Raw genomic sequence first — 23,648 nt, forward strand, 5'->3', positions numbered from 1 at the left:
GAGACTGCTCCCGATCCAGTTGGACCTAACGGAACAGCCTCTATGGCATGATCGTTCAGCTTCAGCTAAGTTTACTTCAGTGTAAGTTAGCTTAGGCGTGCTGTGCTTGCTTTCTTGTTTTTTCACTTTTAATTTTTTTAACACGCATCCCAATGGCTACAACCAGAACCACAACCAGAACCTCAAAGCCGTATTTAACGACCCCGTTCATAAACCAGTGCGCAATCAGCGGTTCCGCCACCACCATTTTGGCAGCAGTATAAGCCAGTACAGCAGCACCAATCGTAATAACTACCGGGTAACGTTCAGTCAGCTTCAAGATAATCGTACTTCCCCACACCATGATTGGAACGGAGATTGCCAGACCCAGTATAACAAGCAGCATGTTTCCATGAGCTGCTCCCGCAACAGCAAGTACATTGTCGAGTCCCATCATCGTATCCGCGATAATAATCGTGCGGATCGCTGCCCACATTTGATTCGTAGCTGAAATTTCATGTTTCTTCTCTTCGACCAGCAGCTTATAGGCAATATAGATAAGTGCGAGTCCCCCAATCAAACGCAATCCGTAAATTTGCAATAAATACGTAACCAGCACTGTAGCAATCACACGAATGATGACCGCTCCGACTGTCCCCCAAATAATGACCTTCTTTTGATTGGCCTTATCAACATTGCGAGCCGCCAAACCGATTACGATCGCGTTGTCACCAGCTAGCACCAGATCAATGATAATGATGGATACTAATGCGGTTAAAAACTCAATTGACAAAAAATCCATACGTTTCTCCCACCTTTTTTATTTATTTGTTATACTGTACATAGTTCAGCGCTTTATACTAAAAAGCGCCATTTCACGGAATCCGGAAACGGCGCTTGACCCAAATTTGGCATCAAAAAAAGACCATTTACCCGGATTCCTAAAATCCTGGCAAAGGTCTCGCTTACAACATTACGTTGCCAATAAAGCCGGGGATTAAAAATCCCGTAATGACGACTTTACTCGTTGAGCTACTCCCCTTTGGGAACTATTCTGTTAGTGGCAGTATAGCACACATTATTGGAAATGTGAACCCTATTTTTTCTGTATAAGCGATAAGCCGAACAGGGATATTGAAAGAGGTATGTAAATGAAAAAATGGCTACTCGCTGCGGCTTATGTTTCGCTGCTTTGCATCGCGTTTATCTACAGATATGATTGGCTCGCCTGGGCGGACAAGCAGACCTCCTCTCCAGTTCTGCTACTACTCGCATTTTTATTCGCGTTAATTCCGTTTGTGCCTTACAAGCTGATTATCGCCTCCATTGCTTATGCCGCAGGCCCCTGGCAAGGTGCTCTGATCTGCTGGCTTGGCACTACAATGGCTGCGTTGGTCGTTTTTACTGCAGTACGTACCCTGTTCCGTGACAAAGGACGTGCTTATTTGAAGCGGGTTCCCGCATTGGAGCGCTTCAATCGAGTCATGGAGAGGGAGCCTTTTGCTGCTGTTCTTCTGGCTCGCCTGATTCCAGTCATCCCCCAGGCAGCGGTAAATGTATACGCTGGAGTAGCGGAGTTTCCGTTCTGGAGCTTTATCCTAGGTACAGCTATTGGCAAGCTTCCCGCAATTGCAGTGTATGCTTATGCTGGCGGCACCTTTGCAGAACACCCAATCACTGGTTTGCTCATTTTGGTGCTATATACTGCACTGGTGGGCGGCGGCTTTATGCTCTACCGAAAAAGGCTTCAACGCACCAATAGAATTTAATGCGACAGTTTGCTACCGTTTCTGTAGGATGTTTCATTGCAATTTTGAGGACAGAGCCAGTTACGCTGCCGTTTGGTTTCTGACGTTTCGTTGGATTTTGCAAAAATCTCGTATATAATTTAATTGTAAGCTATTTAAATAACAACTAATTAAACATTCTCAGATTGGAGTGACAAATATGAGCACCAACAATCCACACACGGTAGAAAAAGCAACTTTTGCAGGTGGCTGCTTCTGGTGCATGGTTTCCCCTTTTGAGGAATTACCCGGTATTTTGAAGGTTAGATCTGGATACACAGGGGGACATACCGAAAACCCTACCTATGAAGAGGTATGCTCTGAAACAACGGGGCATGTGGAGGCCGTACAGATTACATTCGATCCACAAGTTTTCCCGTATGAAAAACTATTGGAGCTATTCTGGCAGCAGATTGATCCGACGGATGAAGGTGGACAGTTTCACGATAGAGGTTCATCTTACCAAACGGTTATTTTCTATCATAATGAAGAGCAGCGAATCAAGGCAGCAGCTTCTAAAGAAGCTTTGGCTCAAAGTGGCCGCTTCGACAAGCCCATTGCTACACCGATCCTGCCTGTGACCACTTTTTATGAAGCAGAAGAATATCATCAGGACTACCATAAGAAAAACCCCGCTCATTACAAACGCTACCGCAAAGGTTCCGGTCGTGAAGATTTTATCGAACAAAATTGGTCTGGCAAGATTGATAAATCCGATCTTAAAGATCGGCTGACGCCTATTCAATACGAAGTAACACAAAAAAATGCGACCGAGCGCCCTTTTCAAAATGAGTTTTGGGACCATGAGGGTGAAGGCATTTACGTAGATATCGTATCAGGAGAGCCCTTGTTCAGTTCATTGGACAAATATGATGCAGGTTGCGGTTGGCCCAGCTTTACCCGTCCACTGCGCAGCTATAATGTCAAAGAAAAAACCGATCTCAGCCATTTTATGATCCGTACCGAGGTGCGAAGTCGCGAAGCTGACTCCCATTTAGGGCATGTATTCGATGATGGTCCAGGTCCAGATGGTCTGCGTTATTGCATCAATTCCGCCGCGCTCCGCTTCGTGCCTCAAGAAGACTTGGAACGTGAAGGATACGGAGCATATAAGTCATTATTTGAACAGTAAGTAACCATAAAATCATTGGAGCTGACCCGCGATCTATCTTTAATAGATGATCACGGGTCAGCCCTTTTTTTTGGGATATGGCAGCAGCACATCATTACGAAAGCTAACAATTAACTCATTACCCATCCAAGCCAAATTGCTAGCGGTACTAGCAATAGCTGAGCTAATAAAGTACCTGCCAAACGCGAGATGATCATCCAGCCGTACATACTGTTCATCCGAGTTAAGGGTAGCTCCCCTCGTAGCGTTTTCTCCGACAGAACCGCCAATCTTGGATCAATTAACAAGGTCAATAATACTGTTGCGACACCATTGATTAGACCTGACGACATTGACATTGCTGTACCTTGAGCAGGCCACAGGAATGATGCATATAAAGCAGATACTACTCCTGTTGTATAAATCGCAGTGACAGCTATATTCAGAATAATTAGACGCTTGGGTATCGCTCCGCTAATCAGTGAAGTAAGCATGGACCAGGTGGGGCGCTTTATGTAGTAGCCTGCATGTTTCCAGCGACTTCGCAGCATTAAATGACGCACCAAAGCCGGAATAGATCCGGTATGCTCCAAATGCACAATCCATCTAGCTGACATGCGTACCACTGTTGGATACAGTAATATAGCAAGCATGGTTCCAACGGTTGCTGCCAGCAGTACCCCATGCATATATAGTTCCAGTCTAATATCCGTTCCGCCCACTTGTGCTGCAGCTTTAGCCCGATCGACCATCCCTCCAAGTAAAGGCCCCTGCGCCATGTTAGAGGTGCGTGAAACCAACAGCAGCATTCCCGCAACGGTTAACGCCAATCCAATCCGACGCGCTCGCAAACCACCAAGCCGAAGAGCATAGGACAAGCTATCCGTAGTATGAATGATGATAGTCAGCAAAAAAACAAAACCCCAGGCAAGCAAATACTTCACTCCTTTTCCTCGTATTCTGCACACCATTATACGCTTTTTCTCAAGATACATTTTACAATATATTCATTTCTTTGATTTCCGTTTGTTTAAGCCGACAACGGGTAATACATATTACATCATCTGCAATAAGGAGTGTGCAACTATGCCTTGGAACAAACAGGATTACCCTCCATCCATGAAAAACCTAGAACCTCGTGTGCGAGAAAAAGCCGTTGTTATTGCTAACGCGCTACTCCGTGACGGCTATGAAGAAGGGCGCTCGATTGCAATTGCCACTTCCCAAGCCGAGGAATGGAACGATAATCATCCAGCCGAACAAGATGAGAAACCGACAAGACATGAAAAACAGCATTCAAGCGAAAATGTACACAACCATCATTCCGCTTCTTCCGATCGGAATGGACGCATCCATTCTACTTTAAAGCCTTCCTGATAGAAGCTGAATACAGCGAAAGGGTGTTACGAAAGAAGATTTCTCTCCTGACGTAACACCCTTTCCTTATTGACGAAGGCTGTGGACGACCGGCACTGTTTTGGCAACTACCTTTTTAGCGGGAATAGTCGCTGGCAGTACCTTTTTCACAGGTCGGTGCAGTTGGAACGTGGTCGTCCATGTAATTATTTTTCCGGCAAGCCACACAGCCAGTATTGTAAACATTGTTTCCTTCATAGGCAGATACAACAATGATAATCCCAGTACGATGATGTCACTGACAATAAACACGTTGCCGATTTTCCATCCGCGCCACTCACTGATCAGCAGAGATAAGATATCATCGCCCCCGGTTGCTCCACCGAATCGCAGTACGATTCCGGCGCCCAAACCTGTAAGCACCCCACAAAGTAGAGCAGCTATCAGCAGATTTCCATGTAGATCTATAACCAGAGTCGAATACTTCTCAAATCCTGCATAAAACAGTGAAAAAGCGACGGCTCCGATTAACGCAAGCAGCATAAATCTTTTGCCCTTCAGTACCCATGCCAGCAATATGACGGGAATATCAAGCAGCAACATACTCCATGCTGGAGATATGCCAAACGCGTAATGTCCCAGTAGGGCCAAGCCTGCAAATCCGCCTTCTGACAAATGATTCTGAGCATTAATGTGATAGTACGTAAAAGCTAAAATGCATGTTCCGAGCAACATGACAGCAATCTGTCTCAATGCTCCATTGTTCACGATAGATTCGTAAGTTTTCCTCATACAGGCTCCCTCGGTTTCTCGTAAGTTTGATGTGGATGAACCCACTCTTACGGAAGCTACCGGGTAAGATGTGCCTGGAGGACTTGGTCCTTCGCATGTACAATCCCCTCTTCCGCAGAGTTGGCTTTCGCAACTTGACGTTACTCCGCGGAAAAGCTAAGTATAAGACAGATCAAATCGTTTCCAAATCGTCCTTTGGGGAAGTATCCTTCGGGGACACATGGTATCCTGATCCTTTCTTTTGTGGAATAAAACTCCGACATTTCTGTGGTACATATAATTCTATAATTTATTATACCACACCTTGTCACCTGCTAAACAGCTTGCTTTTTTGCTGCACCATATTTTATTTTATGTGTGAGTATGCTTTATTGTATGTGCCAATTAACGCATTATACCGAAGGTTTGGCGAATGCACATTTAATATAGCCCAAAGTGTGTTTCATTTCTGCTTAGATTTTTATCCACTTAATTTGGCGGTTCTACGCTGGTTGGCCATAAACACGCCTCCAAGTATAAGGACTAGCCCGGTCAGAACGTTCCAGCCGATATGTTCATTCAGGAGCAAAAAGCCCCATACGATGGCACTTACTGGTACAAAATACGTCACCGAAGAAGCAAATTCCGCACTCCCCCGCAAAATCATGTAGTTGAACAAAATATATGCTACTCCTGATCCCAAAACTCCCAGTCCTATAAGGGAACCCAATACACCTGGATCAGAAACGATCGACAAATCAGGTCTTTCCACAATTGCCATCATAATGCCACCCCCTGCCGCCGCACCAAACAGTGTTGCAAAGGTAGCCTGATACATGGAAAGATTGGAGAGAAAACGTTTGGAGAGTTGTGTTCCAAATCCGTAGCAGAGAGTCGCAAGCAGCATACACCCAAAACCCACAGGATCAACAGAAATAATAGATGCAGGATTAATACCCAATAAAATAATAATCCCTACAAAAGCGAGACCCATTCCTAACCACTGCATTCGATGAAAAATTGCCCCGAAAAAAACAAGCCCTACCAACATGGTCCATATTGGCGTGGTAGCATTCAATACAGAAGCCATGCTGCTAGCTATTCTGGTCTCGCTAAAACCGATCAATGTCCATGGCAAAACCATGTTGACCAAAGCTACTAGAGTAACCGATTTCCACGGAATGCTTTTGATTTTAAACGGCCTGCGCATAAGTAGCATTAATAAGACGATAAAAATAAGTCCAAAGCTGGATCTAAGAAATACAATCGTCCACGGTCCTACTTGATGTAGCAACAACACCTTGATAAACATAAACGAACCGCCCCAAATGAGGCTCAACAATAATAAAGCTGCATATAACGAACGTGACAATATGTATACCTTCTTTCTCCACTTTCTTAAGTTAAACAGTAAAGGCTGACCGCAGTCAGAACGATCTCCCCTTTTATGTAAGTTTTTATCCATTAGCTTAACATAAACTCTATTTGACTGTCATTGGTGATAAACACAAGAATTCTTTATACAATGACACATGAGGTGTCACTCCCTAACACTTTTCCAATAATTGATGATTGCTTTAGCCATAGAAAAATTCCTATGATGAGGTATGAATAGAACGTATGTTCTATATACTAATTATATATTGTATTCTTACTCGGAGTAAAGGAGATTTTTATGCCAAGCCAAAAGATACTGAACCACAAGAATAAAGCTCCTTTGCCTTCTGCAGAAGACGCAGGGCTGATCAAGATCTGTGTACTTCTAACTCTTGTGCTGGATGTGCTGGAACGGGACATTCGTATTATACATACCTCTCCTCTAAAAATGCCCGATTTGTATGTTCGTAGCCTGACTGGAGTACAACAGCGCGTAGCTGTTCAATTAGCAGAGACAAAGGCGCGCATGAAAACACTAGGGGTTAAAATATACAGCGAAATCCGAAATCATGAAGGTGTAGAAGTTTTGTATGTATGCCGCGGCTATCAAAGGCGATTTTTCATGCTTTCATCCTTTGCCCGCAGCGAGGTCCGGCGGAATCTGGGACACTATCTAGGAATTGATCCGACGCAAGATTAAGCCCCCTTGTAATCTGGTGATTCAAGAATGGATAAGTCACCAGATCATGGATAAACTCAGTCCATTTAGCACACATTATGCCTATCTCATCCAAAAAGGAGGTGCTCTCTTGGCTGGACAATGACGCAGCTTTCGTTGATTTAAGCAGAAATGTTTGAGCAGTTATCTATCAATCTAAATCTGATTCGCAAACAAATTGTCACCCCGTCACTGGTTGTACGCTACTTTTATGTGGGATCTAAAACCCGAACCAAAATCGCTATTGTCTATGTTCAAGACTTGGCTAATCCTAAGCTGGTGAAAGCAGTGAAAACGAGAATTAAAGCGATCTCCTCCGATATGGTGCTCCCTCCCGGTTTTATTCAAGAATTTAAGGAGGACAATCCTTCCTTATTTCTTCCCTCAATAGCTCAGCACGGAACGACCGGATCGCGTGACCGCCAATCTAACGGAGGGACGGATTGCGATTTGGGCTGAAGGTAGCCCAACTACTCTAATAGCTCCCGTCTATTTTTTTGCATTTTACCAAATCCCAGATGATTATCACGGCCGTTGGATTATTAGTTCATTTCTAAGAACGATTCGAATGATGAGCTTTTTGATCGCTTTTACGCTGCCTGCCATTTACATTGCGACGATTACTTTTCATCCAGCTATTTGCCATTAGAGCTGGCGCATACCATCAAAAAATAACTGGAAATTGGTTCCACATCCAATGATTCTGCTTATTTTTTCCCAATTGTGTTCCCTTTTCTGCTACTGATTCTATCCTATCTCTTCAAAAAAAAGGAGGGACCTGAAACATAAAAAAAGAGCAGAGCGCTTGGAATGCTGACTCTACTCATGTTTATAACAGGCTGCTGGGATCAGGACAATTTGAAGGATGCCCGATTGGCAAATGCATCGGCTTATGATCTCACTCCTGAAGGCGTGTTGTCGCAGACGCTAGAGGCTGTAGATGATCCTCAAAGCAATCAGGAAAATGGATGTGATGCCTTTGGCGTAGGCAGACAGTTGATCGCTCATCATCCAGCAGTATGGAAAAGTGTAGATTGGAATAAAGAATATCCCAATGTCCGTTTTCATCCGCAGGTCACTGTAGACATTGTCGGGAACGGCATTTTAAACTAAACCGTTCCTGTCGTTTAGTTTTTGGGTTGATCAGATATTATTTCTGGATAAATAACTTCATCAGATTGGGTTTTTGGAGCCTCACTCTGGCTTTCCGATTCAAAAGGAGTCCCTTGTTCGTTTTCAACAGAAGGTTGCGAAGTATCTGTTGATGGCACATCGTTATTCTCATCAGGCATTTCTATCTCTGTGTCTGCGTCAGGAACAGCAGAATCCGTTTCCTCTGGTGGAATTTTCTCTTGATCTATTGCAGGTACCTCAACCTCTGGGACTTCTTTTTCCTTGATATCTGGTTTGGACGAGACCGCTGGTCTAGCAGAACGCGGAAGCTGTTCTCTTCCAACTTCGGTAGGCACATACTTTTGATTAAACCAGTCAGTCACGAGTTGACCCGATTGACGGGAATAACGCCCTGGTAGCTTACCTGTAAGGCTAGAAACCGTAACTCTTACAACACCTTCCGGCCGTATAAAGTGCTTATTCTTAAAAAGCTCAGGCTGGTCCTTGACCGCCTCATTCATGATCAGTGCCCACACTGACTGTGCTCTGGAATGGCCTTCTTGAGATAATGTATTAACCTGTTGGCGGTAACCAGCCCAGACGCCTAGTGTAACGTCAGGTGTGTATCCCATAAACCACACATCACCAAAGTTTTGTGTCGTACCGGTTTTACCGGCGATATCAATGGCACCGTAGCTTTTAAAAGCATTTTGCAGGCGTTTGCCAGTTCCCCTCGGATCTGATATAACAGTTTTGAGCATATCCGTCATCAAAAATGCGGTTTGCTGCGAATATACACGCTTCGTCTGCGGTTTAAATTCATATACGACCTTCCCGTTGGCATCCGTAATTTTGCTGATCAGATGAGGTGCATTATATACACCCATATTGGGAATCGTTCCATATGCTGCGGTCAGTTCCTCGACGGATACCCCTTTACTTAGTCCACCCAGAACCCCTGTCTGAGCATGTTCATCCTGCGGCTGAATGGTCGTAATTCCAAGAGAACGCACAAAATTCCAAGCGTTTGGAATTTTAACTTCATATAAAAACAGCCTCAGCGCAGGGATGTTGATTGACCGATTGAGTGCTTCACGGGCTGTCATAAGTCCCTCGTACCGTCTGTTATAATTTTTAGGAATATGATAACCTTTACGCCCGTCTTTCAATATGATTTGTGAATCATCAATAAGACCGGCTGGCTGAGTGTAGCCCTTTTCCAAAGCAGGTAAATAAGCAGCAATAGGCTTTATGGCAGAACCGGGCTGACGTGTCATTTGAGTTGCATAGTTCATTTGCTCGGTATTAAAATCCCTGCCCTCGATCATACCGAGTATGGCCCCTGTTTTATGATCAATCATGATTGCTGCAATCTGCTCTAATCCCTTCTTCTTACTGTATGGAGAAAAGTTTTGTGGATTGGCTGCAATTTGCCGCATATTATTATAAATTTTCTTATTTATCGTTGTATAAATTCGATATCCGGACCTTTGCAACTCTTCTCGCGTATTTTGAAGAAGCTCGGCATGCTCAGGTTTGGAAATCTCGGCTGGCGTGATATCCGGATTTTGCTGGAGCGCTAACAATTGGGCGGCTTCCCGCTCTGTCTCCAGCATCAAATAAGGGAATGTGTTATAACTTTTTTCGCGATGTGGCGCAAGAGTGGCTTTCACATCAAATTGAAGCGCCTCGTTATATTCGGATAGCGTAAGTTTACCTGTTGCCAGCATTCTTCCCAACACGACACGTTGACGCTCCATCGCTTTATTGAAGCCTTCTTCATCGAAGTTCCCTTTACCATCAAAAGCGGAATAAACAGATGGCAGTTGCGGGAGACCTGCCAAATAAGCCGCCTGAGCAATATGAAGCTTATGTAGATCACTTACATTGAAAATCCCCAACGAAGCAGACTTGATTCCATATAAATTGTAACCAGCGGAACCATTACCAAAAGGCATTTTGTTTAAGTAAGCCGTTAATATTTTATCCTTGCCCATAAACCGCTCCATACGCAGTGCTAGCAGCATTTCCTTCACCTTGCGGCTGTCCGTCTTATCCAGACTGAGAAAAACCCTTCGGGCTACCTGCTGCGTCAGTGTGCTGCCGCCTGTTTGGCGGTTTTCATTCAAAAGCTTCTGCTTAACGGCACGAGCTGTTCCCTTTAAATCCACACCACGATGCTCATAAAATTGGCTGTCTTCCGTTGAAATGAGGGCGTCCACAATCGACTGAGGGACATCCTTCAGATCAACGAGCTGTCGATCCTCCTCCATGCGCATTCTTCCAACCGGAGTTACCTGATCATTAAAAAATACAAAGCTGGTCAGAGCGTTCTCATTTACCTTTTCATATATCAACTGACGTGATCGTACAGGTTCATCATGAACCAGTGCCGCTACATAACCGGATATAAGACCTCCAGCAAATAGCACTCCAAGTACACCCGCAAACGAGAACCACTTGATATTAATCAGCAAAACTCTGCCAAAAATACGCCACCTACTGCGTTTTTGAGATGATGGTCGACGTTTTGGGTTCATAAAAATGGTTTTCTCCCCTCAATATTCATTCATTTCCAACTTGTTTTTGCTCAAGATATTATGATACGCCATGTTAGGTTTTACGTAAACTGTAACGTTCCAAAAAATACATTTGTATTAGGAACACTTGTTCTGTATATAATACTACTATAAGAGTATACATTCAAGAATATTTTGGAAGGATGATCAACACCTATCAGGAGAGGAGGTCGAATTTTGAAGGAACGCAGAAATACAACCATATTCTTATCGGACTGCCAAAGTTTTTATACCAGCATCGAAAAAGCCGATGATCCCAAATACCAACATAAGCCACTCGTTGTGGCCGGTGACCCTGCACTTCGTTCAGGTATTATTTTAGCTGCGTGTCCGCTGGCCAAAAAACATGGTATATCTACAGCAGAACGTCTGGGAGAAGCGGTGAAAAAATGTCCTGACCTTATCATTGTACGCCCGCGTATGCAGCATTATATCGATGTCTCATTAAAAATAACAGAAATCTATAATGAATATACGGATTTGGTTGAGGTTTTCAGCATTGATGAACAGTTTCTGGATATGAGCGGAAGCCTCTCTCTGTTCGGAGATCCGGTGAGTATTGCAAGTGAAATTCAGCAAAAGGTACTGGCACAAACAGGAGTATGGATTCGAATTGGCATCAGCTCCAACAAAATGCTGGCTAAAACCGCAACAGATATATGGGCTAAAAAAAATGACACTGGCATTTTCTTGTTGCCTGCATCCGATATTGCAGCGTTGCTGTGGCCTCAGCCAGTACGACTTATGTTTGGCGTCGGTTCGCGCATGGAACGGCATTTGGAGAAGCTTGGACTACACACCATTGGAGATATCGCACGTACTCCCTTACCCCGGCTACAGGACAGATTCCGGTCTCATTTCGGCAAGCAGTCCGATATTCAGGCAGAGGTGATATGGCGAACTGCTAACGGGATGGATCACAGCCCGGTCAAGCCAGAAACATTTAATACACCTCCCAAATCCATCGGTCATATGATGACTCTTCCCCGCGACTATCTCCAGCCTGCGGAAGTGGAAACCATCCTGCTTGAACTAACAGAAGAGGTGTGTCGGGACGCTCGCCGCAAAGGATATATGGGCTCAGTTGTGACTGTTCATTGTATATGCAGTCCCTACGAGGCACCAACCGGATTCTCCCGACAAATGAAGATACCCGATCCTACAAACCATACCCAAAAGGTATATGAAACCGTTAAAAAAATCTTTTATACTTTTTGGAATCATATGCCCGTGAAGCGCGCAGGGGTTACTTTAAGCGGATTAGTGGATGATCAACTGTATCAGCTGGATTTTTTTGAGGACCAGGAGCGATCCCGTGCTTTGGAAAAGGTGACGGACACTTTAAAGGATCGGTACGGTCAGTCCATCATCATGCGAGCATCGTCGTTAACAGATGCCGGGCAGGCCATGGAACGGTCTATTAAAATTGGCGGTCATTACAAATAAAAAAACTCATGATAAGCAACACTAGCTATTGCCCGGGGAATGAACTAAAACAAACCAAAAAGGATCGCCTGACATCAGGCAATCCTTTTTTTATCTGTGCTTCACAAAAAAACATGGAGAGCGCTTTGAAGCACCTCTTCAAATAGCAATCAACGGAACATTCCCCACAGCTTGATTAGATGGAATGTATTGGACGGATCAATTTTTTGTGCCAATACGAAGGCGATCAATTGCTCCTCCTGCACAGCCGTCAAACGCTCGTTTAAAATAGCAGAAGTGGACTTCACAAGATGACGCACCTTAGCTTTATTTTGCAGGTCCGCTTTAGTCACACCTTCAATCTGCTGTTTAACCCGCTCCTTGAGTGCACGATTCTTCATTTTCAACTTAATCCGCTCCACCAGTTGCGGACTGATTCCATATTGCTGATAGCTCAATGTTGCCACACCTCCCATATCATTCGGTCATTCCCAAATATATGACGGCCAGCCTGTCCATTGTGCCTATCTGTTTAAAACGTTTAGAACAACCTCATGATTCATGGTGAATTAGTCGATGAGATCCCCCTGGAAAATCTGCTCTTTTTGCAAATAACCGCGCAGTGCTTCATACTGCGGAGATGTCCAAAAAGACGCATCCTTGATCAGATCAGTTGCATCCTCACGCGCCTTTTCCAGCACCTCAAAATCCGCTACCATATCTGCTAAACGAAACTCGGGTAGCCCACTCTGCTTGGTGCCAAAAAAGTCACCCGGCCCTCTCAAATCCAGATCACGTCTAGCAACCTCAAAACCATCGTCCGTATCAGTCATAACCTTCATCCGCTCCTGTCCAACCTCCGACTTAGGATCAGCGATCAATACACAATACGAGGCATGTGCACCCCGTCCGACTCGTCCACGTAATTGATGTAACTGGGACAGCCCAAAACGATCCGCATCCATAATGATCATTAGTGTCGCATTGGGAACGTCTACCCCTACCTCCACAACCGTCGTTGAAACGAGCAACTGAATTTCATTCGCATAGAAAGAACGCATAACTTCTTCCTTTTCTGCGGGAGTCATTCGTCCATGTAATAGACCAACGCGGTAATGTGGAAAAGCCTGCTGCATTTGAATATGCAAATCGATGGCATTCTGTACGTCCAGCTTCTCCGACTCTTCAATCAACGGACAAATCAGATAAGCCTGCCGTCCCTGGTCTACCTCGCGGGAAATAAAACCAAGTACCCGATCCATCAGTTCGTGCTTCACCCAATAGGTGGAAATTGGAATACGCCCCTTCGGCCGCTCTGACAACGTAGAAACGTCCATATCGCCAAACGCAGTGATGGCCAGCGTACGAGGGATCGGTGTGGCCGTCATCGTCAGCACATCGGGATTATAGCCTTTGCGACGCAGTACACTTCGCTGGTTCACTCCGAATCTATGCTGCTCATCCGTTACAACAAGCCCAAGCTGACGAAAATATACATCCTCCTGAATGAGAGCATGGGTGCCTACTACAATGTCCAGTAGACCCATTTGGAGAGCAGCTAGCAGTTCCTTACGCTTCTTCCCGGTTGTACTCCCAGTCAGTAGACCAACGCTGATTCCAAAGGGCTCAAACAGCTTGTGAAGCGACCGCATGTGCTGCTCGGCCAATATTTCGGTTGGCACCATCAGCGCTCCCTGAAAACCGGAACGTACTGTAGCAAATAAACCGATGGCAGCAACAACTGTTTTACCTGACCCAACATCCCCTTGAAGCAGACGGTTCATACAATAAGGTGAGCGTAGATCGTGCAGTATTTCAAGCTCTACCTTCTTCTGTGCATCCGTTAATTCAAAAGGCAAAGCCCTTACAAATTCACGAATCGTGGCGTTATCCACCGTATGTACCACCCCGTCCGCACGACCGCGATTTAACGCCCGGAATGCCTGCATTTTCAGCTGAAATAAAAATAGCTCCTCATACACCATCCGCCGACGAGCCTCTTGCCCCTCACGGTTGTCCTGAGGCTGGTGTATACCCGCAATAGCCTGCTTGCGCGGCATCATACTATATTTGCGTACAAGCAACTCAGGCAATATTTCGGGGATCATTTCACCAAACTGCTGGAGCGTCTGATTCATCGTTTTTCGCATCCAGCTTTGCGTAATCTTGCCGCCTATAGAGTACACCGGTTGAAGTGTTCCCGAGCGGGCCACTCCTTTATCAGGAAACTCAGAATCTGCAACAGTCATCTGCATACGTTTGAGGTCCCATTTACCAGTCACCACAATTTCACGACCAGAGGTTAGCTGCTCCTTCATGAAATGCCGATTAAACCATGTCGCGGTAAACATCCAATCCTCGGCCATTAATTTACAAGTCAACCTTGATTTGCGCCCGTAACGCTGAAGCACCGGAATGCCCATAATTTTAGCCTGTACCGTAATCTTATCTCCGTCCTTCACTTCGCTTAGCGAGCGCAGTCGGTAATCTTCATACCGAAACGGATAATATTCCAGCATGTCCTGTATGTTAGAAATGCCAAAAGCGTGAAGCTCTCCCTCTTTGAGAGCACTCACGCCATGTATTTGTTTTAAAGGTATTTGATCCAATTGCAGCATATTACCTCTCATCTCCGGCCGGCCATACAAAAATGCCAATCGTTCCTGGCCCTACATGGGTCCCAATCACAGCGCCAAGTTCAGTATATATTCGATCTCCCAACTCAAAATGCTCTGCCAGCTGAGCCACGAACGCTTCTGCCGCTGAGCGATCTGCCGTATGACCCACAGCAATATTAATTTTTTGGCCTTTTAAATCCCGCTCCAGTAGTTCAATAATTCGTGCTGTCGCTTTTTTATGCCCTCTCGCCTTATCAACCGAATAAATAATGCCTTCTTTGTCAATCGAAAGTATCGGCTTAATGTTAAGCAACGTGCCCACCATTGCCGCTGCCTTACCAATACGTCCGCCTTTTTGTAAGTATTGCAGGGTATCCACCAGGAAATACAAACAACGGCGCTCTCCACGACGTTCCACAGCCCGAACAATATCAGCCGGGGAGTGCCCGGCTGCCGCCAGCTCTGCCGCATAAACCACTAGCATACCGTATCCGTATGAAGCTGATTTGGAATCCACCACAGTCACTCTATGTTCATGCTTCTCCAGCATGGATTTGCCCAGCAGAGCAGACTGATACGTTCCACTCACACCCGAGGATAAATGGATAGAGATAACCTGGCTCTCAGGGTATTGCTCCAACAGTGTCGTGTATGTCTCCAAAAAACGGGCTGGTGAAGGCTGTGACGTCGTAGGCAGCTCATCAGCCCGTACCAGTTCGCTGTAAAACTGCGCCGCTGACATCTCAATGCCGTCCAGGTAAGCTGTGCTGCCGAACATCACTGTCAGTGGTACAACGACTATACCGAGACGGTCTGCTAATTCCGGTGGAATATCAGCCGTGCTATCCGTCAAAATGATGGTACTACTCATCAGTCAGACCTCCTTTTGTAGTGGACTTCCATGGGTGCGCAAAAGCACATCAGGTTTCCACTGAGAACAAATAAGGATAAATCGGCTGACCACCTTCATGAACTTCCACTTCAGCATCCGCATAATTTTCTTCAATCCATGCAACAAGCTGATCTGTGTCTTCTTGATTCGCGTCCGAACCTGTGAGAATCGTAACAATTTCATCGCCATTCACCAGCATTTTCGCTAGCAAAAGACGGGACGTTGCCATTAAGTGTTCCTCGGTCGCAACAATCTTGGAATCCTGAATACCGATGTAGTGCCCTGCTGTAATATGCAGATCATCAAGCGTCGTATCCCGTACCGCGTAGGTCACTTGCCCAGACTTCACCCGGGTGACTGCGTCACGCATATTGTCCTGATTTACCTCAAAAGCCTCTTCCTCCTGGAAGGCAAATGCTGCCGCAATGCCCTGAGGAATTGTTTTGCTCGGAATAACCGACACCATACGTTCCATCTCTAGCAGTTCACGCGCTTGTTCTGCCGCCAAAATAATATTGGAATTATTCGGAAGAATAAAAATATGTTGAGCCGCAATCGAGCGGGCCGCATTAACGAAGTCCTCTGTGCTCGGATTCATTGTTTGGCCACCAGCAAGGACAACATCGACACCTAAACTTCTGAAAATATCAGCAATTCCTTCACCGGAAGCCACAGCTATAAAACCAAAGGATGCCAGTTCATGAGCGGGGGGCTCAGACGGCTCTTCCTCACGTACAGGCTCTGTTGGTATTTCAGCAAACCACTCAGGCTCAGGAGCAACATCCATACCCGCAGACAACAAATCACGATGCTGCTCGCGCATATTTAAAATACGAATCTGTGTAATTTCTCCGTAACGCAGTGCCAAATTCAGTACTTCACCAGGAGCCTTAGAATGTACGTGAACCTTGATGACATCATCGTCTGAAATCACGATAATAGAATCACCATCTACAGATAACGCTTTCCGGAAGGCTTCCTCATCAAAATAGGTACCTTGCGCATCGCCCAGTTGTCGATTAATAAAAAACTCCATATCATACAAAAATTCAATATTATCCGTTTCGAGCTTCGCTTGCGCAGAAATCGGCGCATCTGGGGAAGGAACAACTGCAGGAGCAGTAGGTCTCTCCGATACGTGAGGAGCAAAAACCGGGCATGCATTATCACTTTTTGCAATTGGAGACGTCACCAAGCCGCTTCCAAGATGCTGCATAAAGCCTTCATAAATATACACAAGGCCTTGCCCACCCGAATCTACAACCCCTACTTGCTTCAGTACAGGGAGCATGTCCTGCGTCATGGCAAGCGTTTCCTTCGCTTTGGCAAGCACTTCTTCCATCAGTTCTGTGATATCGTTCGTCCGGCGCGAAAAAAACACAGCATGCCTGGCCGCTTCCTTCGCCACGGTAAGAATTGTACCCTCCACCGGCTTAACCACCGCCTTGTAGGCCGCATCCACCCCGCTCTGCAATGCCGATGCGAACTGAAGGGTATTCAATTCCTCGTATGGGGCAGCGTAACGGCTGAAGCCACGAAACAACTGAGACAGGATAACCCCTGAATTGCCGCGGGCTCCCATCAGCAAACCTTTGGATAATATGCCGGACATGACACCGATGGAGGAAGAATCCCCCCTCTTTAATTCCGTTACGCCCGCGCTCATCGTCAAATTCATGTTGGTTCCCGTATCACCGTCTGGCACCGGGAATACATTTAGTGAATTGACATGTTCCGCATGCTGCTGTAATTGTTCCGCCCCGGCTAAAACCATTGCGGTAAAATCTGTTCCATTCAAAGAACGATTACTCAAGAGAATTCCCCTTCCTAGCTTAATACACTTGTTTTACTATCAACCTTCACCACACCTTATTCAACTGTGCCTACAGGTTCAATTAAATTATACTAAAGCCAGACGACGAATACGAATGTCACACTTTCATAAGCTCTTGTACTCACGTCTGGTCGTTCTTCTACAGGTCATATACAATGAAAAACCAGTCAACTGCCCAACAATAAATCATCGGCTGGAATGATAACTATAGTCCCGCCTCTGAACCGCCGGCATGACTGGAATAAGAATTCACATTCCATTTAAATACAAAATAATCGCAGCAATAACTATCCCATATTGTACTATAATGCGAAAGAGAAATAAATAAAGTTTTTGAATCAGTTGACGGAGCTTTTTTGACTATGATATTATATTTAAGTATTGTTTTGTTCAGGTTAGTGACTTACAAAGTCCGGCTGACCCAGTCGGCCTGAAGAGAGACCCGTTCCATATGGAATTTGGTTATTTTCAGAATAGGAGGTGGAATCATGTCTCGTAAATGTTCTGTAACAGGCAAAAAGCCTGGCAGCGGTAACCACGTATCTCACGCTAACAACCGTAATCGCCGTACTTGGGGCGTCAACGTACAAAAAGTTCGCATTCTCGTTAACGGTAAACCGAAACGCGTTTATGTCAGCACTCGTGCATTGAAAGCCGGTAAAGTGACTCGCGTGTAGTCGTAAAAAAATATCGTTATAAACAAAAGGCACCTCGTTTTAAACGGGTGCTTTTTTGGTTATTCGAAAAGTAATATCCATCTGGTTCAGGAGAACAAAATGTCAGGCACCTTCCCGTGCGTTCCTATCTTTTACTGCCGAGCTACCTATCTGTTATGCCCGGGAAGCGTGCCCTGTGTACCTTCAGCTTTCATCCTACATCCTGTGTTTACGTTACGTTGAATTCAGTTTTTCTGGAATGTATTCAAAATGGCTTTAACGAATCCACCCAGAAATTTTGGCAGCTTGATTGTGTAAAACTTCATGCCTCACCCTCCCCATCATCCTCCTGCATCCGTTCTCTGTAGTTTATGCAACCTAAAGGGTTGTTGCCCCACAAAAAAAGGCTACATGAGAATCCCGCTCATGTAACCATATTTATGCACAACCATCCCAGGCTATACCATCAGACAAGTCCGCGAACATAGAGATATGCTGAGAGTATGAAAATAAACAGGATATAATAAAGTGCGCTGCACACCACAAAACCTATTCGTAAACCACGCCGTTCATTTTTACGAAAATAAAACAGTACAACTAGAACAGCCAAAAGTGAAAGAATGACATTCCAAGGAGCCTTCACAAGCGAGAAACAGCTAAGGGTCAACCCCGTCGCCATGCTCGCTACAGTCATCCACAATGCTTCAGTCAGCTTCACTTGGACAAACGTGCTGCACTGTCCCGAATCGCAGCAATAGCCGCTGCGCGGTCTGCTCTGCCGAATACCGCACTACCAGCCACCAGCACGTCAGCCCCCGCTTCAAATACGGCTGGTGCCGTCTCCTCCGCAATACCTCCGTCTACCTCGATATGTACGTCTGGACGACCCAATTCGTTCAACCAAGCACGGATTTGTCTGATTTTATTTAACGTCTCTGGAATGAAGGACTGACCTCCAAAGCCAGGATTGACCGTCATTACCAGAATCATATCCACATTTGGCAGCACTTCCTTGATCGCATATGGTGAAGTACCTGGATTGAGAGCCACTCCAGCCAGAGCGCCTTGCTGCTTGATCAAGTGAAGGACACCATGCAAATGAACACAGGCCTCAGCATGAACAGTGATGATATCGGCTCCTGCTTTTACGAAATCGCCAATATAGCGTTCAGGATGCTCAATCATCAGATGAACATCCAAGGGAAGAGTCGTGTGCGGACGAATAGCCTGAACGATAGGTGGGCCCAGTGTAATATTGGATACAAAATGTCCATCCATTACGTCCACATGAATCCAGTCCGCTCCTCCTGCCTCAGCTTCCGCAACTTCACTGCCCAAGCGAGCAAAATCAGCGGATAAAATCGACGGTGCTATTTTTAACATATACTCAGTACCTCCGCTTTTTTTCTTTTAATTCCTGATAGAACTGCAAATAGCTATCATACCGTCCCTGTGAAATATGTCCTTCTTCCAGGGCCTCTCTTACTTTACAGCCTGGCTCGTGAATATGGGTACAACCCCGAAATTTACATCCTTCCGCATACTGCTGGAATTCACGAAAACAGGGAGATAGTTCATCCACACCTAACTCCAGAAAATCCAGCTGGCTAAACCCCGGTGTGTCTGCTACAAATCCTCCGTTGTCTAGAGGAATCAGCTCCACATGACGCGTCGTATGCCTTCCTCGGCCCAGCTTATTGCTTATGGCGCTCGTCTCCAGCGTTAACCCAGGCTCCAGAGCATTAAGCATAGAAGACTTTCCTACACCTGACTGCCCGGAAAACACGCTGATTTGACCAGCCAACAGCTTCTTAAGCTCAGCCGTCCCTTCTCCAGTACGGGCACTGGTTACCAGCACCTCATAACCGATCTTCCGGTAAATTTCCTGAACGGCCAGCACGGTGTCATCCTTTGAAGGGCTGCCTTCATACAAATCGCGCTTGGTCAGACAGATAATCGTATCCAGCCCGGCGTGCTCAATATGGACTAAAAATTTGTCCAGTAAAGGCAGGTTTAAATCCGGCTCGCGCAAGGAAAACAGCAGCACAGCAAGCGTGGTATTAGCTACCGGAGGACGAATTAGCTCTGTCGTACGCTTTCTAATCTCCTTGACCATACCTTCCCCGTTCTCAGTCAGTTCGTAAACGACCCGATCACCAACAAGAGGCGTGATCTCTTTTTTCTTAAAAATGCCGCGTGCTCTGCATTGTACCGTAGCTTCGCCAGATACCGGACGCCCATCCTGATCCAGGCTGGAGACATAATAATATCCGCTAAGCGCCTTGACGATCAGACCTTCAGGCATGTGTAAGATGTCCTCCTTCATAATGTTCAAGTTTCATTGCGTATAACAGGTCGAGCATCTTCCTATTGCAAGTTTACTGATGCTGAACAGCCTCAATCACTTTTTCCTTCTTTTTGTGGGAAGCATGGCCTGTGTCGTTTTTATGGCTAACCGCCAACTCACTGCGCGTGCCCCCCATGGAACTCGTTCCAGGAGCAAAGGCGGAAGGGTCACCATTACCTCCTGTGCCCTCCTGATTGTTCGAGTCGCCTCCACCATTACCACTATCATTAGAAGATCCCCCGCTATCACCTTCCTCGCCGTTTCCATTTCCATTCTGCGAGGAATTACCATCAGGTGTATCTGTTGGTGAAGTTCCAGCAGGTGGGGCAATTTGAGGCATCGTCACTGTTCCATTTTTCGCATCAATATAAGAGACCGGATACGTATCAATAAAGTCACCATCTCTAAATACTGAGACAACACTGTCTTTGTTCGGAGCCATTAGCAGGTTGATAGTGAACACCTGTGTCGTATTAATCGTACGGCTTCCCCATTCCTGATTATCTCCACGCGCATCCGTATAAGTGATACGAATTTTACTGTTTTTACCCTCTTCCTTCGGCGCAACAGGCACATTAAATGCTAGTGTAATCGCTTCTGGCGGGTAACCGGTGCTTACATAAAACGTAATTTCCGTATTTGGTGGCAACTCACTGCCTGCCTCTGACGGCCATTGTTTGGTTACTCTTCCTTTTTCCTGCTCATAGCTAAATTCTTCTTTAATCGAGCCAACTTTAAGTCCTGCCTTTTTGACCTCATTTTCCGCTTGACTCTGCGTCTTCCCTACGAGACTTGGCATTTTCACAGTGTCAGCGCCCTTGCTGACTGTGAGCACAACTTGGACTGAATCCTTATCAAATGGCTCGTTTGCAGCGGGTGTCTGACTAAGGACAGTCCCAACGGCCTGATCACTGAACTGCTCATTTTGCTGAATTTGCGTCTCCTTAATTTGCTGGGCGGTTAGCAGCTTAACAGCATTCTCGTAGCTTTGGCCTTTGACATCCGGCATCGGGGTGAGCGGTTTGGCAATCCCGACTTTCAGACTAATCTTGGTTCCTTCCTTGACTAAAGAATCTGCAGGATAGCTTTGATAAAATACAACACCAGGCGCGATTCCTTCTTTGTATTCATGCTGGATTGGCTCCTCAATGAGTAATCCCGCTTTACTGAGATTAACCTTCGCTTGGTCTTCTGTTTGTGTCAATACACCTGGTACTTTTACCTCAGGCACGACGAGTACACTTTGCACATAGTACACCACTCCGCCCATGCACAGAAGTAACACCAACACTAGTGTTACCCACAAGATTGCTTTTTTTCTATTTTTCTTGGACGATTGCTTGCTCGGAAGCTCTTCAGACTCACGCGGTTGGGCAGGTACATCATCCCCGCTAGAAGACATCCCTAATTGTTGAGGCTTAATAGCCGGAATAACCCGTGTTTGATCCTCATCATCCAGATGTGTAAACTCCAGCTTGGATTCATTACGCCGTCCCGGCAGCAAACAGGTTTCCAAATCTTTTAGCATTTCGTCTGCCGATTGATAACGCTCTTCTGGATTTTTGCGCATGGATTTTAGAATGACATTTTCCACACTTTGCGGAATCAACGGATTAATTTTACGTGGTTCCTCAAATTCCTCTTGCAAATGCTTGAGCGCTACACTAATTGGACTTTCTCCCAGGAAAGGGAGCTGCGCCGTCAGCATTTGATATAAGACAATACCTAAAGAATATAAGTCCGATTTTTCGCCGGTGACGATACCCTTTGCATGCTCAGGTGAAAAATAATGAACAGAACCTACAACAGAACCCGTCTGGGTAATGGTCGTTGACGTAACAGCTCTAGCAATCCCAAAATCGGTTACCTTAACCCGTCCATTACGTCCAATTAATATATTATGAGGCTTGATGTCTCGGTGAATGATCTGATTTTGGTGAGCATGCTCCAACGCATCGCAAATCTGGGAAGCAATCCGTACTGCTTCATCCACTTGCAATGGTGCACGTTCTTTAATAATCTCATTCAAATTTTTACCTTCGATGCACTCCATTACAATATAATGGATCTCATCCTCTTGGCCGACATCATAAATACTGACCACGTTCGAATGCGAAAGCGAGGCCGCAGACTGCGCTTCACGCCGAAACCGGCGAATAAATTCCTCATCATGAACAAATTGCTGGCGCAACACTTTAACTGCGACATTACGATTTAGCAAAATGTCTTGAGCCTTATACACCAGCGCCATACCGCCGCCACCGATACGCTCAATAATTTCGTACCTTCCCCCTAGCAGGTGCCCGATCATGCGTCACACCCCTTTTCACTCAATGAAACCGTGTCGTCGGGCATTTCAAACAAAGCTACAGTAATATTATCGTCTCCTCCAGCAAGCAAGGCCAGATGTAGCAGACGATCCGCACGCTCCTCCAAAGGATTCTCTGCGGCACCTACTACTTTACTGATTTGTTCTTCCGTTACCAGATTGCTTAATCCGTCGCTACACAGTAACAGTACATCGCCTTTTTCCAGCGTAATGGAGTCAATATCCACTTTCACCTCGGAATCAGTGCCCAGCGCCCGTGTCAGTACATTGCGACGAGGATGGTTCTCCCGTTCTTCCTTACTGATCTGACCGTTTTTGAACAGCTCATTAACCAAAGTATGGTCTTCTGTAAGCTGACGTACTGCTCCTTTGGATATGACATAGGCGCGACTGTCACCGATATGTCCGATAATTCCGGATGCGTCGTTTAATAAAACCGCAACAACTGTCGTTCCCATATTATGATACTTCTCATCGCGTGCAGCCGTCTGGAAGATGACTTCATTGGCATGCAAAATAGCGTCGCTGAGCGCCGCCGTCAAAGAATGTGCGGATAATCCGCTCTCCAGCGTCGCCAAATCAGCGGCAAGTGTCTCTACCGCAAGGCGGCTGGCCGTATCACCGGCCAAGTGCCCTCCCATACCATCGGCAACAATCCCAAGGATATAGCCTTGCTCTAAGTGCCTGATCCAGGCAGAATCCTCATTCACCGAACGTACACGTCCGACATGGCTGACATGAACTGTTTTGATCAAA

The 23,648-nt window shown here is 45.8% G+C and carries 23 protein-coding genes; 9 read left to right on the forward strand and 14 right to left on the reverse strand.

Going from position 1 to position 23,648, the window contains the following annotated elements:
* Positions 1-91 precede the first annotated feature (91 nt).
* A complete protein-coding gene (locus tag AC5ELV_RS06665) occupies positions 92-781 on the reverse strand; it encodes a TerC family protein (RefSeq protein ID WP_025722249.1) in 690 nt (229 codons plus the stop codon).
* 349 nt (positions 782-1,130) lie between these two features.
* On the opposite strand from AC5ELV_RS06665, the gene AC5ELV_RS06670 reads away from it, so the two are divergent.
* Both AC5ELV_RS06670 and msrA read left to right on the forward strand, forming a co-directional pair.
* Positions 1,131-1,748, forward strand: a complete 618-nt coding sequence (locus AC5ELV_RS06670; RefSeq protein WP_493429581.1) for a TVP38/TMEM64 family protein — start codon at positions 1,131-1,133, stop codon at positions 1,746-1,748.
* A 178-nt stretch (positions 1,749-1,926) separates the two neighbouring features.
* The gene (msrA, locus tag AC5ELV_RS06675) at positions 1,927-2,898 is read left to right on the forward strand and encodes a peptide-methionine (S)-S-oxide reductase MsrA (protein WP_493429582.1); all 972 of its coding nucleotides are present in this window, start codon (positions 1,927-1,929) and stop codon (positions 2,896-2,898) included.
* A 110-nt stretch (positions 2,899-3,008) separates the two neighbouring features.
* Here the strand turns inward: msrA and AC5ELV_RS06680 are convergent, their stop codons facing one another.
* Positions 3,009-3,812, reverse strand: a complete 804-nt coding sequence (locus AC5ELV_RS06680) for a lipid II flippase Amj family protein (protein WP_493429867.1) — start codon at positions 3,810-3,812, stop codon at positions 3,009-3,011.
* Positions 3,813-3,963: 151 nt separating this feature from the next.
* Here AC5ELV_RS06680 and AC5ELV_RS06685 point away from each other — a divergent pair, with 151 nt between their 5' ends.
* Positions 3,964-4,254: a DUF2188 domain-containing protein gene (locus AC5ELV_RS06685; RefSeq protein ID WP_493429583.1), complete on the forward strand. Its 291-nt coding sequence runs from the start codon at positions 3,964-3,966 to the stop codon at positions 4,252-4,254.
* A gap of 66 nt (positions 4,255-4,320) precedes the next feature.
* Here AC5ELV_RS06685 and AC5ELV_RS06690 read toward each other — a convergent pair whose 3' ends face one another.
* Positions 4,321-5,025, reverse strand: coding sequence for a YitT family protein (locus tag AC5ELV_RS06690; protein ID WP_493429584.1), 705 nt, complete (start codon positions 5,023-5,025; stop codon positions 4,321-4,323).
* A gap of 460 nt (positions 5,026-5,485) precedes the next feature.
* Positions 5,486-6,376: a DMT family transporter gene (locus AC5ELV_RS06695; protein WP_493429585.1), complete on the reverse strand. Its 891-nt coding sequence runs from the start codon at positions 6,374-6,376 to the stop codon at positions 5,486-5,488.
* A 303-nt stretch (positions 6,377-6,679) separates the two neighbouring features.
* Between AC5ELV_RS06695 and AC5ELV_RS06700 the strand changes: the two genes are divergently transcribed.
* The 4 genes from AC5ELV_RS06700 to AC5ELV_RS06715 all read left to right on the forward strand — a co-directional run bounded on the left by AC5ELV_RS06700 (position 6,680) and on the right by AC5ELV_RS06715 (position 8,212).
* On the forward strand, positions 6,680-7,081 hold the full coding sequence (locus tag AC5ELV_RS06700; protein WP_493429586.1) for a YhjD family protein: 402 nt from the start codon (positions 6,680-6,682) through the stop codon (positions 7,079-7,081).
* A 150-nt stretch (positions 7,082-7,231) separates the two neighbouring features.
* Complete coding sequence (locus AC5ELV_RS06705) at positions 7,232-7,558, forward strand: spore germination protein (RefSeq protein WP_493429587.1); 327 nt, start codon at positions 7,232-7,234, stop codon at positions 7,556-7,558.
* Positions 7,515-7,748, forward strand: a complete 234-nt coding sequence (locus AC5ELV_RS06710; protein ID WP_493429588.1) for a spore germination protein — start codon at positions 7,515-7,517, stop codon at positions 7,746-7,748. Before AC5ELV_RS06705 ends, AC5ELV_RS06710 begins: the two co-directional genes overlap by 44 nt.
* Positions 7,749-7,909: 161 nt before the next feature.
* Positions 7,910-8,212, forward strand: coding sequence for a Ger(x)C family spore germination C-terminal domain-containing protein (locus AC5ELV_RS06715; RefSeq protein WP_493429589.1), 303 nt, complete (start codon positions 7,910-7,912; stop codon positions 8,210-8,212).
* A gap of 14 nt (positions 8,213-8,226) precedes the next feature.
* On the opposite strand, the gene AC5ELV_RS06720 is transcribed toward AC5ELV_RS06715, so the two are convergent.
* Positions 8,227-10,752, reverse strand: coding sequence for a transglycosylase domain-containing protein (locus tag AC5ELV_RS06720; protein ID WP_493429590.1), 2,526 nt, complete (start codon positions 10,750-10,752; stop codon positions 8,227-8,229).
* Positions 10,753-10,968: 216 nt separating this feature from the next.
* On the opposite strand from AC5ELV_RS06720, the gene AC5ELV_RS06725 reads away from it, so the two are divergent.
* The gene (locus tag AC5ELV_RS06725) at positions 10,969-12,237 is read left to right on the forward strand and encodes a DNA polymerase IV (RefSeq protein WP_493429591.1); all 1,269 of its coding nucleotides are present in this window, start codon (positions 10,969-10,971) and stop codon (positions 12,235-12,237) included.
* 149 nt (positions 12,238-12,386) lie between these two features.
* Here AC5ELV_RS06725 and AC5ELV_RS06730 read toward each other — a convergent pair whose 3' ends face one another.
* From AC5ELV_RS06730 to AC5ELV_RS06745, 4 genes are all read right to left on the reverse strand, one after another.
* Positions 12,387-12,674, reverse strand: coding sequence for a stage VI sporulation protein F (locus AC5ELV_RS06730; RefSeq protein ID WP_493429592.1), 288 nt, complete (start codon positions 12,672-12,674; stop codon positions 12,387-12,389).
* A gap of 111 nt (positions 12,675-12,785) precedes the next feature.
* A complete protein-coding gene (gene recG, locus AC5ELV_RS06735) occupies positions 12,786-14,834 on the reverse strand; it encodes an ATP-dependent DNA helicase RecG (protein ID WP_274485661.1) in 2,049 nt (682 codons plus the stop codon).
* Between the two features lies 1 nt (position 14,835).
* Positions 14,836-15,705 (reverse strand): DegV family protein, encoded by an 870-nt coding sequence (locus tag AC5ELV_RS06740; protein WP_039270887.1) that lies wholly within the window; start codon positions 15,703-15,705, stop codon positions 14,836-14,838.
* 49 nt (positions 15,706-15,754) lie between these two features.
* A complete protein-coding gene (locus tag AC5ELV_RS06745; RefSeq protein ID WP_493429593.1) occupies positions 15,755-17,539 on the reverse strand; it encodes a DAK2 domain-containing protein in 1,785 nt (594 codons plus the stop codon).
* Positions 17,540-18,048: 509 nt separating this feature from the next.
* Between AC5ELV_RS06745 and rpmB the strand changes: the two genes are divergently transcribed.
* Positions 18,049-18,237, forward strand: a complete 189-nt coding sequence (rpmB, locus tag AC5ELV_RS06750) for a 50S ribosomal protein L28 (RefSeq protein ID WP_013310881.1) — start codon at positions 18,049-18,051, stop codon at positions 18,235-18,237.
* A gap of 224 nt (positions 18,238-18,461) precedes the next feature.
* On the opposite strand, the gene spoVM is transcribed toward rpmB, so the two are convergent.
* From spoVM to AC5ELV_RS06775, 5 genes are all read right to left on the reverse strand, one after another.
* Positions 18,462-18,542, reverse strand: a complete 81-nt coding sequence (gene spoVM / locus AC5ELV_RS06755) for a stage V sporulation protein SpoVM (protein WP_010345573.1) — start codon at positions 18,540-18,542, stop codon at positions 18,462-18,464.
* Between the two features lie 388 nt (positions 18,543-18,930).
* Positions 18,931-19,599, reverse strand: coding sequence for a ribulose-phosphate 3-epimerase (gene rpe, locus AC5ELV_RS06760; RefSeq protein WP_061829029.1), 669 nt, complete (start codon positions 19,597-19,599; stop codon positions 18,931-18,933).
* Between the two features lie 4 nt (positions 19,600-19,603).
* Positions 19,604-20,521, reverse strand: a complete 918-nt coding sequence (gene rsgA / locus AC5ELV_RS06765) for a ribosome small subunit-dependent GTPase A (RefSeq protein ID WP_493429594.1) — start codon at positions 20,519-20,521, stop codon at positions 19,604-19,606.
* Between the two features lie 73 nt (positions 20,522-20,594).
* Positions 20,595-22,874 (reverse strand): Stk1 family PASTA domain-containing Ser/Thr kinase, encoded by a 2,280-nt coding sequence (pknB, locus tag AC5ELV_RS06770; protein ID WP_493429595.1) that lies wholly within the window; start codon positions 22,872-22,874, stop codon positions 20,595-20,597.
* Entirely contained in the window at positions 22,871-23,647 is a 777-nt protein-coding gene (locus AC5ELV_RS06775) for a Stp1/IreP family PP2C-type Ser/Thr phosphatase (protein ID WP_493429596.1), read from the reverse strand. The genes pknB and AC5ELV_RS06775 overlap by 4 nt, the downstream gene beginning before the upstream one ends.
* Between the last annotated feature and the right edge of the window lies 1 nt (position 23,648).

It is taken from the genome of Paenibacillus sp. NMA1017 (assembly GCF_058895805.1).